Origin of the sequence: Acidocella sp. (assembly GCF_013044125.1) — a bacterium.
Lineage (GTDB): Bacteria > Pseudomonadota > Alphaproteobacteria > Acetobacterales > Acetobacteraceae > Acidocella.
Genome location: NZ_JABEVC010000161.1, coordinates 1 through 11,905, shown reverse-complemented (window position 1 = coordinate 11,905; position 11,905 = coordinate 1). Strand labels below are relative to the sequence as shown.

The following is an 11,905-nucleotide window of genomic DNA, read 5'->3' as shown; positions in this document are numbered from 1 at the left end:
CTATTGCCCCCCACACAAGCCCGGGGTGCAAATACATGATGAAATTTCTGATGGCGGTTCTGGCCTGCGGCGCGCTCGCCGCCTGCGCGCCGGTCCAGCCGGAAAGCCAGGCCCAGCAGGCCGACGACGCGGCCTGCACAGCCCAGGCCGATGCCGCCTATGACGCCAGCACGCTCGACGAGCAGGCCCGCCCGTCGCAAAACGGGTTGATGTACGGCGCGATGCCGACGCATGCGTTCGACGGTGAAAAACTTGGCGCCGAGCATGAACGCGAAAGCCAGATCAGCGATTGCGAACAGAACGGCGGCGGCAGCGGCCCGGATGATTTGAACGGCGCGCCAGCCGTTATCCCGCATATCGTCAACCCTTGAATTTTTGAAAGAGGATTATTCTCATGAGCCGTATTATCCGCACCGATGCCAACGCCGTCCTGTCCAAGGCGGTTGAGTACCATGGCTTTGTCTACACCCAGGGCGTGGTCGCTTCCGATCCGGCTCAGGACATCACAGCCCAGACCAAGGATGTTCTGGCGCAGATCGATTCTCTGCTGGAAATTCACGGCACGGATAAAACCCGCCTGCTTCAGGCGCATATCTGGCTCAAGGATATGGGGGACCGCGAAGCCATGAATAATGTCTGGACGGCATGGTTGCCTGAGGGCGCCGCCCCCGTGCGCGCCTGCGTGCAGGCGGTTCTGGCGGACCCGGGTTATCTTGTTGAGATTATGATCACCGCCTGCCGTTAAGCAGAAAAAGGTTTTTTTGTTTTAATATTGAGGTGGTTAGGCTTCAATTTTGCGAGTCGTGGCCGCCCTGGAAAGGGCGGCTGAATTTCCTGAGAGTAAAAAGCACAACAAAAACTCAAATAGGAATGTTGTCTTAACTTGTTTGTGCGCATGACCTGTAAATGGCGATTTTGTCACTATGTTGTATTTTTGTCGCAAATGCGTATTGCGTTGAACGCATTCCACCCGTAGCCCATCGGCATGCCAAATTGGCGCAACGGTAGTCTGGGGCGGAGCATTTGATGGCTGGTGGAAGCAAAGCTGGAGGGTTTGGAGCAAAGGCCCGGCAGGCATTGTTGGGCGCCGGATTGGCGGGGGCTGCATTCTTCAACGCCGCCGCGGCACAGGCATCCACCCATCATTATGTTGCTCACGCCCCCCTGCGCAGCCATGTCCGTCTTGCCAGCACACACCATGTCTACACCCCGCATGTGCAAGCCGCCGGTTACCGGAAAACCTCGGAATATCACGCGCACTACGCGCACGAGGCGCATTACATCCACCCAGTGGCGCACTACACCCACGAGGCGCACTACACCCACGAGGCGCACTACACCCACGAGGCGCACTACACCCACGAGGCGCACTACACCCACGAGGCGCATTACATCCACCCGGTGGCGCACTATACCCATCCGGTCCATTACACCCACGAGGCGCATTACCGCATGGCGCGGTATCGCCATTCCGGCCTGCAATGCGTTCCCTATGCGCGGGAAGTGTCGCATATCGAGCTGACCGGCAATGCCTTCCTCTGGTGGGCGGAGGCGGCCGGCCGTTACGAGCGCGGCAATACCCCGGTTGAGGGCGCCGTCCTTAATTTCCGTGCCATTGGCCGTATGCCGCTTGGCCATGTCGCCGTCGTTACCGGTGTGATCAACAACCGCACCATCCTCGTGACTCAGGCCAATTGGGTCCCTGGCACGATTACCAATGACGTGACCGTGCAGGATGTTTCTCCCGATAACAACTGGTCCGAGGTTGAGGTTGAGCTTGGCGACAGCAGCACTTGGGGCGCCGCCTACCCGACCTATGGCTTTATTTACGACAAGCCCGCCAGCGCCACCGTCATCGCCGCCAATGGCCAGGGGAACGAAGTCGCGGAAGCGCCCAGCGTTCGGCCGGTCAACACCGAAGGTCCGAACCGCAACCTGCAATAGCGGCGGTTTTCGGCAGCCCCCCAAGGACATGCAAGGTCAGGGAGTTTCCCTGGCCTTATTTGCGTATGAGAACCAGCATCAACTGCTCGAATTCCGGCACGCTGAGTGTTTCGGCGCGCCGGGCGGGGTCTATCCCCGCGGCTTGCAGGAGATCACTGCCGCCAAGGCCCTTCAGCGCGCCGCGCAGCATCTTGCGCCGCTGGCCAAAGGCGGCGGCGGTTAATTTCTCCATGGCCTGAATTTGCTCCCGCGGCGGCTGGCTTGGTTTGGGCACCAGCCGGATGAGGGCGGAGTCCACCTTTGGCGGCGGCGCGAAGGCGCTGGCCGGGATGTGCATGACGATATCCACATCGCACAGCCATTGCGCCAACACGGAGATCCGCCCGTAGGCCGGGGTGCTGGGCGCTGCGCAGAGGCGTTGCGCCACCTCAAGCTGGAACATCAGCGTGAACGACTGATATTGCGCCGCCTGCATCAGCCATGAGATCAGCAGCGGTGTGCCGATGTTGTAAGGCAGATTGGCGGCGATGGCGCGCGGTGCGGGCACCAGCGCGGGCAGGTCTGCCTTCATTGCATCGGCGTGAAGAATCGTGAGCCGGCCCTGTGCGGTTTCCGCCAGGGCTTTGATCGCCGCCACCGCGCGCGGGTCGTATTCAATGGCGGTGACGTGGCGCGCCTTGGTGGCCAGCAGCGCGCGGGTCAGCCCGCCCGGCCCCGGCCCGATCTCGATGACATTGACCCCCTCCAGCGGCTCCGCCCTGGCGGCGATGCTGGTCAGCAGGTCCGTGTCAAGCAGAAAATGCTGCCCCAGCGATTTGTCCGCCCGCAGATCGTAGGTTTTTATGACCTCGCGGAGCGGGGGTGGTAAAATTTCATCCGGCATGGCGCTTGTTAGCCGAGGCTGGACCGTGGCAACAGGGGGATGTGAGCCAGCAAGCAACGAAACCATCGTCCCTCCGGCCACTTGGTGACTGGGTACTGCACGCGCCGCAGATGCTGCGGGCGCTGGTGCGCGCCGATGAGATATGGCTGGCGATTCTCTCTGCGGCCGTGGGGGTACTCAGTGGCGTGGGCGTCGTCATCATCAACGGGATCACGCAGATCATGCATGAGCGGCTGTTTGCGCTGCCATCGGGGCAGGGGCTCTCGGAATCCCTGCATGTCGCGCCGCTGCGGGCCTTTCTGGTGCCGGTGCTGGGCGGCACGGTGCTGGGTGTCAGCATGTGGGCGCTGGCCCGGCTGCGCCCACGCAACCTGGTGGACCCGGTGGAGGCTAACGCGCTCTACGGCGGGCGGGTTTCGCTGAATGACAGCCTGATCGTCGCGGCGCAGACCGCCTGGTCCAACGGCGTGGGCGCCTCGGTCGGCATGGAGGCTGGCTATGCCCAGCTGGGTGCGGGCATCGCCTCCCGGCTGGGGCGCAGTTTCCGGCTGCGGCGTAATGATTTGCGGGTGCTGGTCGGCTGCGGCACGGCCGCGGCCATCGGCGGCGCCTTCAACGCGCCTTTGTGCGGCGCTTTTTACGGCATCGAGCTCATCATCGGCATATATTCCATCGCGACCCTGCCTTTCGTGGTGATCGCCGCCCTGGCGGGCACGCTCACGGTGCAGATTATCTCGGGCGGCACCCCGCCCTTGCTGGTAACCCTGCCGGCGGATGTGCCGAATGCCGCTTATGCCGCGGTGCTGGTGGAGGGGATTGCTTGTGGCCTGGCCGGCATTGCGGTCATGCGCGGTGTTACCGCCATTGAGGGCTTGTTCCGCCGTTCGGGCATTCCGCTATGGGCGCGCCCCGTTCTCGGCGGTGCGGTGGTCGGTCTGCTTGGTTGCATTTCGCCTAAAGCCATGTCCTCGGGCCATTCCGCCCTGCATGCCGACCTCAACATCGCCTATCCGTTCCTCGTCGTGCTTGGGATTTTGCTGATAAAATCGGTTGCCTCGGCATTCTCCATCGGCTCAGGCTTCCGCGGTGGCCTGTTTTTCGCCTCGCTGTTTTTAGGCGCCCTGTTTGGTAAGGTATTCGCAGGCGTGCTCACTGTGTTGCCTTTTGTCACCCCCATGCCAAGCGGCTTCTATGCCGTGGTGGGCATGAGCGCTCTGGCTGTGGCGGTTGTCGGCGGGCCGATGACCATGACCTTTCTGGCGCTGGAGAGCACGCAGAACTTTGGTGTCACCATGGCGGTGCTGGCCGCTTCCATCGTCTCGGCCATCACCGTGCGCCGGCTGTTTGGCTATTCTTTCGCCACCTGGCGCTTCCATCTGCGCGGCGAGCAGATCCGCAGCGCGGTCGATGTTGGCTGGATTCAGTCCCTTACTGTCGGGCGCATGATGCGCCGCGCCACGGCGATGGTGCATGATGGCATGACCCTGATGGTGTTTCGCGCCGAGGTGCCTCTCGGGTCAACCCAGCGCGTGATCGTGACGGATGCAGATTCGGCCTATGCCGGTATTGCCTACCCGGCGGAGGCGTTTGCCATAACCGGCGAGGGACGCTCGGTGCGCGATATTCTGCACCATCAGGAGCATTTTCTGCTGCCCGCCATGACGGTGAAGGAAGCGCTGGCAACTTTCGAGGCAGCCGAGGCCGATGCGCTGGCCGTGCTGGACGGGCCGGATACCCGCAACGTGCTGGGGCTGTTGACCGAGCAATACGCCTTGCGCCGCTATAACGAGGAATTGGACCGCAGGCGGCGGGAAATGTCTGGCGAGTAGGGGCGATCCGGCGGGACCCGAGGGTTTCTGCCAGATGGATGGGGTTGGCGTAAAATCTGGATGGACCGGACTGTGTTTTAAATAATTCTCTACAGCATCCGGCGGGACAGGCGCTGCAACGGCCGGTCGTATAAAAATGTGACCAGCGCGCTCGCGGCAAGAGATACGGCCATGAAACCGGTGAATATGCCAAGCGGGCTGAACATCTGCTTGTCGCCGGGGTGATAGTACAAGAAGTCGCTGCCCAGAAACAGAACGGATGGGTGGATTATATAGAACGGGTAGGACATGGCGCCGAGCCGCGCCAGACGATGGTTCAGGCGCAGGTGCCCGCCACGCTCGAGCGCGGCCAGGCTAAAAATGATGACGGCAAAGCTGCCGGCCACCAGCGGCGTGCGGTCCAGGCTTGGGTAGAGAAATCCCCAGTCGTCCAGCCTTGCGAGCAACACGAGGGCGACGCTCGCGCCCGCCAGGAGCAACCATAGCCAGCGGTGGTGCAACCGAAGCTGGAAAAAGGTGAAGCCCGCCCCCAGCCCGGCAAAAAACATGATCTCGTGCAGGCCAAAAAAATGCCATGCCACCGCGTGGGGCAGCCGCAGGAGGAAGCCCATGGGCTTCATCGGCTGGTACACATGCCAGGCGGTGATACATATCCATGCGCCGAGAATATAGCGCCCCACGCGCGGGAGCAGGGCCAGCGCGAACATCAGGTAGAATGCGATTTCAAAACGCAGACTCCAGGCTGGCGGAATAAGTTCACGGAAACTGTTGTTGTAGGTGAACGGGGCGAGGGTGAAGATTTGCGCCAGGTATCCGGGGCTGCAGGTGGGCCATAAAAAATACAGCGGAATGGCCAGTGACAACCAGTAAACCGGGTAGATGCGCCAGAACCGCCGCCAGATGAACCGCTGCAGCCGGTTGGGCTGCCCGAAGTCCTGGCGGTGCGCGGTGTAGATGACGAAGCCGCTGAGTACGAAGAAGAACAATACCGAAGTGATCGGTGGCAGGTCGAACCCGCCTAGAACCGGCTTTGGGCTGAGCGAGGCGGCGAAACTGACGATATGGTCGGTCCCGACACACAGAGCCGCAGCAAAGCGCGCGACTTCCAGGCTGACAAGTTTGCCCGGCCGCTCGGGCGAAGGATCGTTCATCGCAGACCCGATTCGGTTGGCCGGCAGTTCATTTCAGGGTGATGCTGGCTTGGTGCCGGTACTGTCAAGCATGGCGGCGGTTGCGGCGGCTGTGTTTGATACGATACCGGTCATTTTTTGGGACCGTTGGAGCAAAAGCGGAACGATTCGGAGGGACAATGCTCATAAAGCCGGGTTTTGTTTTGAAAAGGGGTGAGGCATCTAAAAATAAAATTCTTTAGGTTGTATTTTTTTAAGACGCGCGGCGGCGCGGTTTCGCGAATTTGTGATGTATGTAGCGGACGTGTCATGAAAATTAAGTTCATTTTTGCTTGCCATCGCTGCACTGCAACGGTAATGGAAACGAGAGGCGATTAAATCAGGGGTAGTGTGATGTCAGCAGTAGTTTCCACGGTAGGCTTAACGGTTGGTGGCTCCCCGAATTTGGCGACTGGTATCGTTACTATTCCTTCGGCATTCGCCTCTGTTGGGAGTGGGTCTGCCATTAATGGTCTGTTGCAGGCCTATCTGGATGGTATTAGTAGCTCGATTTCCAGTTCCGTTTCTGGCGGTACGCCTTCTGTTGGCCTGATCAACAACGATCTCGCGACGGGTTTAGTGTATACTGTCGCCGGCTCGACCGGCAAATTTTTTGAAGAGTTCACCAATACCGATTCTGTTGGCACAGTATCGAGTCTGAGCGCGGCTCCTTATACGGGGCTCACGGTTGCCGCTAACGCGACGAACCTGGTTGTTGAGGTTCCCGGCAGGTCAGTCATTACCGGTAACGGAAACACGTCCCTGGCTCTGTTCGGCGCCACCAGCAACGTTGTGTACACTGACACGAACGGTGGCACGACCGGTGCCGCGGACTCGATCTATGCAGCCGGTGGCAGAGACGTCATCAGCGCTTACGGCACCCCCAGCAATCCGAACTCGTCCTACGACATCGTGCTTTCGGGCGCGGGCAGTTCACTGACAGGCGCGGGTAAGGATACCGTTAACGTCGGTGCGTCTTTTGATACCGTGAGCGCTAATGGTAACTCGACGGCATCCATTTTTGTGTATGGCGGCGCCACGACTGTTAATGCGAACGATTCCTCCTCTGTCGCGGTGCAGTTTGCCCAGAAAGCCGGCGGCACGCTGGACTTCATTAACAACAGCAGCAATGCGGCGACCATTTTCTCCGCCAACTATGGCGGTAGCAATGGTGCGCCTAATTCCGTGACGGCTTATGGCGGTGCAGGCGGCGGTTACTACGTCGGCGGTCTCGCAGGCAGCAATTCGCTGGTTGGCGGTTCCGGTGCGGTCACCCTGCAGGGCGCCGGCGCGGGGGATTTCCTTCAGGGCAATTCGTCCGTGAGCAACTTCCTGTTCGCAGGAACGGGTAACGAGACATTGGTCGGCTCTTCCTCTTCCGGAGCCAATACGTTCCAGCTTGGCTTGGCGTATACCGGAAACACGGGCGCGATCATCGCTAACGCGGTTGTCTCCTCAGCGGGCAGCGGGCAGCAGGCGTTTATCCTGGGTAGCTCGTCGAGCAGCACGCTGACCGGCTACACCGTGTCCGGCGCAAGCAACCTGTACATCTTTGTGAGCAACGCAGCGACGGCCGCTAATGGTCAGAGTAACTACCTGATCACTGACTTCAGCTCGGTCAACAGCTCGATCTACCTGAACGATACCGTTTTCGGATCGACCAAAAATCTGACCATTTTCTCGGAAGGGAATTCATCAGTGCCTGGCTTCAGCGGTGCCATCATCACCCTGTCCGATGGCTCGACCATCAAGCTGGCCGGCGTGAATGCCAGCTCCCTCACCTCAGTGCCCGGTGCAGCCGGTAGTATCGTGATCAGCTGATAAAAGCATACAAGCCAAAGAAAAGCCTGCGTGGCGCAAGCCTCGCAGGTTTTTTATTGTCTTCCGGAAGGTGCAACCGTTCATCCTTCTGGCGTGAAATTCATCGCAACCCCGTTAATGCAGTAGCGCAACCCGGTCGGCGCGGGGCCATCCTCGAATACATGGCCAAGATGCCCGCCGCAACGGCTGCAATGCGCCTCAATCCGTATCATACCATGGCTGCGGTCCACCGATGTTCCCACCGCGCCCGCAACAGGGTCGTTGAAGCTGGGCCAGCCGGTGCGGCTCTCAAACTTCGTGCCAGCAATAAACAGATCCTGCCCACACCCCGCGCAAGAAAACCGCCCCGCCCGCTTTTCATGGTTCAGGGCGCAACTGCCGGGCCGTTCCGTGCCATGTCCGCGCAAAACCTCATATTGTTCAGGGGTCAGAATTTTGTGCCACTCGGCTTCGGTATGATTGACGGGAAAACTGGGCTCAGCTGGCAGGCTCATGCATGTCTCCTTTTTTATCGCCCGGGCAGTACGGAATTATCCGTATTTTGAGAGCGCCTGACACTATATAAGAGCCAAGCGCCCAGACCCAAGACAAAGCAGGTTTCCATGCCAGGATCACGAACACGCCGCAATCCTTGGCTGTTCCTCACAGCCGTCATTATCGCCAGCCTCGGCTCGCCGCTGGCGGGTACAGCGTTCGCCGGCTCTGTTGTGGTTCCTCCGCCCGCCTACGCGCCACCCGATTCCGCCACGCTTGAAACAGCGGTGCTCTCAGGCGGTTGCTTCTGGGGCATGCAGGGTGTGTATGAACATGTGAAGGGCGTGGTCCATGCCTATGCCGGATACACCGGGGGCAGCGCTGCCACCGCGGCGTATGAGGCGGTAAGTACTGGCCTGACCGGCCAGGCGGAATCCGTGCGGATTGTTTTCAATCCGCAGATCCTCTCCTACGGCGAAATTCTGCACATCTATTTTGCGGTGGCGACTGACCCGACAGAGCTGAACTACCAGGGGCCCGATAGCGGCACGCAATATCGCTCGGAAATCTGGTACGGCTCAGCCGCGCAGGAAGAAACCGCCCGCCGCTATATTGCCCAACTCACAGCAGCGCATGTATTCCCGGCACCCATTGTCGTTCGCTTGGCCCCTGCGGGCGCCTTTTATCAGGCCGAAATCTACCATCAGGATTTTCTGGTTCGCCACCCGGATTCCCCCTATATCGTGATCAACGACCTTCCGAAGGTACGAGCGCTCAAAACTTTGTTCCCAGCGCTTTATCGCGCCACGCCGGTCACGGTGCTGCCGTTGAATTAGGGCGGTGGGCTCAGGAGGCCTTGGTCTCGGTTTTCGCCGCGTCGATTGCCGGAATGCTCATCCGGCGCCAGCGCTCCAGCGTTGCTTCCATCGCCGGTTTGCCGTTGCTCAACGAAGCGGCGATCAACCGGTCAATCACGGCATGGCGAAGATCGGCTTCGGTCTTCAGCATATTCACGGGCATTTTCACTCTCCGTCGTCAGAATCGTGGATCAATCATCCATGTGCGTAATCTCGCCTGGGACCAAGGCGCGAATAAGGCAGCGGGCTGATTTGATTGTGGCGGGAAAAATCGGCTGGGTGAAAAAAACTAAGCCGAAATGCCCGGAAACGTCCTGTTAAAGTATGGGGGTTTTGTTATAGGTGTTCAGGCTTCAGCTTCCGGGACATGCATGGCGCAGCGGATCAGACTTCGACTATTTGGCGCGCTGTGCGGCGCTGTACTGCTGACTGGTTGCGCGGGCATGCCGGCGCAAACCGCCCAGACCGCGGGAGCTGTTCCCATGCTCGGCGCCGGTAATCTCGTAGGCGCTACCCCCGCCACTCTGGATGCCGCCTTCGGCCATCCGGCGCTGCTGCGAGTCGATGGCTCAGCCCAGGTCTGGCTCTACCATTCGCCGGTCTGCGGCCTTAACCTCATCCTCTACCCTGATGCGTCAGGGGTTCCACATGTGGCCACCGCCGTGCCGGACAACGGCGATGCCGCGCGCTGTACCCTCAGCCTGGAACACCCCACCACAGCCGCGGCACTGGAGCAGCCCGCCGCCTCCTGATACGCTGTCCTCAACAGAGAATTGAGGATCACATGGCCGGCTTGAAAATTGCAGTGCAGATGGACCCGATGCACAGCATCGACATCACGGGCGACTCCACTTTTGCCCTGATGCTGGAAGCGCAAAGCCGCGGCCATGCGCTCTGGCACTATGAGGTCCACCACATGTGGCTCAACGGCGCCACCCTTCAGGCCCGCGTGCGGCCCGTCACGGTCCAAAACGTCCCCGGCGAACACTATGAATTCGGTCCAGAAAAAACCGTTAATCTGGCGGAGATGGACGTGGTGCTGATGCGCCAGGACCCGCCGTTTGACATGGCCTATATCACCGCCACGCATCTTCTGGAGCATATCCACCCAAAAACCCTGGTGGTGAACAACCCCGCCGCCGTGCGCAACGCGCCCGAGAAGCTGCTGGTGACCCATTTTCCCGAGCTGATGCCCCCCACCCTCATCGCCTGGGACCGTGGGGCGATCAAGGATTTCCGCAAGCTGCATGGAGACATCATCGTCAAGCCGCTGTTCGGCAATGGTGGCATCGGCGTCTTCCGCCTCAAGCCGGGCGATGAAAACCTCGGCTCCCTGCTGGACATGTTTTTTGCAGCCTCCCGTGAGCCGTTGATGGTCCAGCGCTATGAGCCGTCCGTGCGCCAGGGCGATAAGCGCATCATCCTCATCGACGGTGAACCCCTGGGCGCGCTCAACCGGGTTCCCGCCGAGGGGGACAGCCGCTCCAACATGCATGCCGGCGGCCGCCCCGAGCGGACCAGCCTGACCGCCCGCGAACTTGAAATCTGCGCCCGCATCGGGCCGACGCTGATGCGCGAGGGGCTGCTCTTCACGGGCATCGATGTCATTGGCGGCTATCTCACCGAGATCAATGTCACCTCGCCCACCGGGCTGCAACAGATTGCCCGCTTTGACGGTGTTAATCTCGCAGCCGCCATCTGGGACAAAATTGAGGCGATGCGGGCCTGAGGCTGTCACGCAATTGTAGCAGACGGGGCGTTCGCTGGTTTGCTAGACGGGGCGGAGATTCTGAGAGGTTGCCCGATGTTGCTTTCCCGCCGGCGGTTTATTTCCACGTCTCTCGCCCTGGGCGCGGGGGGGGCGTTTGGCGCGTTTCCGGCGCTGGCGGACCCTGGCGCGCTCAACTGCGTGTTGATCGGCGACTGGGGCCGCAACGGCCATGACGATCAGCGCGCCGTCGCGGTGCAGATGGGTAAAACCGCGGCTGCCATGGGCGCGCGCTTCACCGTCTCGGTCGGCGATAATTTCTATGAGGATGGCGTCACCGCTGTCGATGACCCGCAGTGGGAGAGCTCTTTCGAGAAGATCTACACCGCTCAATCCCTCCAGAGCCCCTGGAAGGTGATTCTTGGCAACCATGACTACCGCGGCAATGTGCAGGCGCAGCTTGAATACAGCGCCAGGAGCCACCGCTGGCAGCTGCCCGCGCGTTACTATACCGAGGCGCAGACGTTGCCCGATGGCGCCCGCGCGGATTTCTTCTACCTGGATACCTCGCCCTTCATTAAAAAATATCTCGGCTCCAAAGTGAGAATTGAAGGCCAGGATTCGCAGGCTCAGCTTGACTGGCTGGACAAGGCCCTGGCCGCTTCCACCGCGCAGTGGAAAATCGTCATCGGCCACCACCCCATCTACACGGCGCTGGACGATGCCGACGGCGAAGACCACGACCAGCCGGACCTCATTGCGCGGCTCAACCCCGTGCTGGCGAAGCATGATGTGCCGCTCTATATTTGCGGGCACGACCATTGCCTGCAATCGGTGGCGATGAACGGCATCACCTATGTGGTCACCGGCGCCGGTTCGCAGACCTACACCCCGCGCCCGGCAATCCGCGGCGGCTTCGCCTCGGGCGCGCATGGGTTCATGACGCTGCATATAACTGGCGGCAAGCTGCAGTATGGGCTTATGGATATGAGGGGCAAAACCATCTATGCCGGGTCCATAGTCCCGGCCTGAGCGCACAGCCTGCGCAAAAAAGGGGAGCGTGCCAGAAGTGGCGCGGCTCCCCTTTTTGTTGGGTGGCGCGCCCGGCGCCCCGCCCCGGTAAAGCTAGAGTCTCTTTCTGACGATCTGAATCGTTTTGGGATTCCGGCGCGACTGAAAATCTGATTCAAGCTTATTGCTGGATCGGAGGTCAGCATGGG

Annotated in this window: 13 protein-coding genes; 9 read left to right on the top strand and 4 right to left on the bottom strand. The window is 60.5% G+C overall.

Annotated features, from left to right (window positions below; translation table 11 throughout):
- The 3 genes from HKL97_RS10185 to HKL97_RS10175 form a co-directional block, all read left to right on the top strand.
- On the top strand, positions 1–371 hold a 371-nt coding region (locus HKL97_RS10185), incomplete at its 5' end, for a hypothetical protein (RefSeq protein WP_291424986.1).
- Between the two features lie 23 nt (positions 372–394).
- Positions 395–745: a RidA family protein gene (locus tag HKL97_RS10180; RefSeq protein WP_291424984.1), complete on the top strand. Its 351-nt coding sequence runs from the start codon at positions 395–397 to the stop codon at positions 743–745.
- A gap of 281 nt (positions 746–1,026) precedes the next feature.
- Positions 1,027–1,944, top strand: a complete 918-nt coding sequence (locus HKL97_RS10175) for a CHAP domain-containing protein (RefSeq protein ID WP_291424982.1) — start codon at positions 1,027–1,029, stop codon at positions 1,942–1,944.
- 55 nt (positions 1,945–1,999) lie between these two features.
- Here the strand turns inward: HKL97_RS10175 and rsmA are convergent, their stop codons facing one another.
- Entirely contained in the window at positions 2,000–2,827 is an 828-nt protein-coding gene (gene rsmA / locus HKL97_RS10170; protein WP_291424980.1) for a 16S rRNA (adenine(1518)-N(6)/adenine(1519)-N(6))-dimethyltransferase RsmA, read from the bottom strand.
- A gap of 41 nt (positions 2,828–2,868) precedes the next feature.
- Between rsmA and HKL97_RS10165 the strand changes: the two genes are divergently transcribed.
- Positions 2,869–4,656: a chloride channel protein gene (locus HKL97_RS10165; protein WP_363238729.1), complete on the top strand. Its 1,788-nt coding sequence runs from the start codon at positions 2,869–2,871 to the stop codon at positions 4,654–4,656.
- Between the two features lie 89 nt (positions 4,657–4,745).
- Here HKL97_RS10165 and HKL97_RS10160 read toward each other — a convergent pair whose 3' ends face one another.
- Positions 4,746–5,807 carry an acyltransferase gene (locus HKL97_RS10160; RefSeq protein ID WP_291424978.1) on the bottom strand — a complete coding sequence of 354 codons (1,062 nt, stop codon included), beginning with the start codon at positions 5,805–5,807 and terminating at the stop codon, positions 4,746–4,748.
- 372 nt (positions 5,808–6,179) lie between these two features.
- Between HKL97_RS10160 and HKL97_RS10155 the strand changes: the two genes are divergently transcribed.
- The gene (locus HKL97_RS10155) at positions 6,180–7,646 is read left to right on the top strand and encodes a hypothetical protein (RefSeq protein ID WP_291424976.1); all 1,467 of its coding nucleotides are present in this window, start codon (positions 6,180–6,182) and stop codon (positions 7,644–7,646) included.
- 80 nt (positions 7,647–7,726) lie between these two features.
- Here the strand turns inward: HKL97_RS10155 and msrB are convergent, their stop codons facing one another.
- Complete coding sequence (msrB, locus tag HKL97_RS10150; RefSeq protein WP_291424974.1) at positions 7,727–8,140, bottom strand: peptide-methionine (R)-S-oxide reductase MsrB; 414 nt, start codon at positions 8,138–8,140, stop codon at positions 7,727–7,729.
- A 108-nt stretch (positions 8,141–8,248) separates the two neighbouring features.
- On the opposite strand from msrB, the gene msrA reads away from it, so the two are divergent.
- Entirely contained in the window at positions 8,249–8,956 is a 708-nt protein-coding gene (gene msrA / locus HKL97_RS10145) for a peptide-methionine (S)-S-oxide reductase MsrA (RefSeq protein WP_291424972.1), read from the top strand.
- A 10-nt stretch (positions 8,957–8,966) separates the two neighbouring features.
- Here msrA and HKL97_RS10140 read toward each other — a convergent pair whose 3' ends face one another.
- Complete coding sequence (locus tag HKL97_RS10140) at positions 8,967–9,140, bottom strand: hypothetical protein (protein WP_291424970.1); 174 nt, start codon at positions 9,138–9,140, stop codon at positions 8,967–8,969.
- 280 nt (positions 9,141–9,420) lie between these two features.
- On the opposite strand from HKL97_RS10140, the gene HKL97_RS10135 reads away from it, so the two are divergent.
- The 3 genes from HKL97_RS10135 to HKL97_RS10125 all read left to right on the top strand — a co-directional run bounded on the left by HKL97_RS10135 (position 9,421) and on the right by HKL97_RS10125 (position 11,717).
- Positions 9,421–9,729 (top strand): hypothetical protein, encoded by a 309-nt coding sequence (locus HKL97_RS10135; RefSeq protein WP_291424968.1) that lies wholly within the window; start codon positions 9,421–9,423, stop codon positions 9,727–9,729.
- A gap of 32 nt (positions 9,730–9,761) precedes the next feature.
- Entirely contained in the window at positions 9,762–10,706 is a 945-nt protein-coding gene (gene gshB / locus HKL97_RS10130) for a glutathione synthase (RefSeq protein ID WP_291424966.1), read from the top strand.
- A gap of 75 nt (positions 10,707–10,781) precedes the next feature.
- Positions 10,782–11,717: a tartrate-resistant acid phosphatase type 5 family protein gene (locus HKL97_RS10125; protein WP_291424964.1), complete on the top strand. Its 936-nt coding sequence runs from the start codon at positions 10,782–10,784 to the stop codon at positions 11,715–11,717.
- Positions 11,718–11,905: the final 188 nt, after the last annotated feature.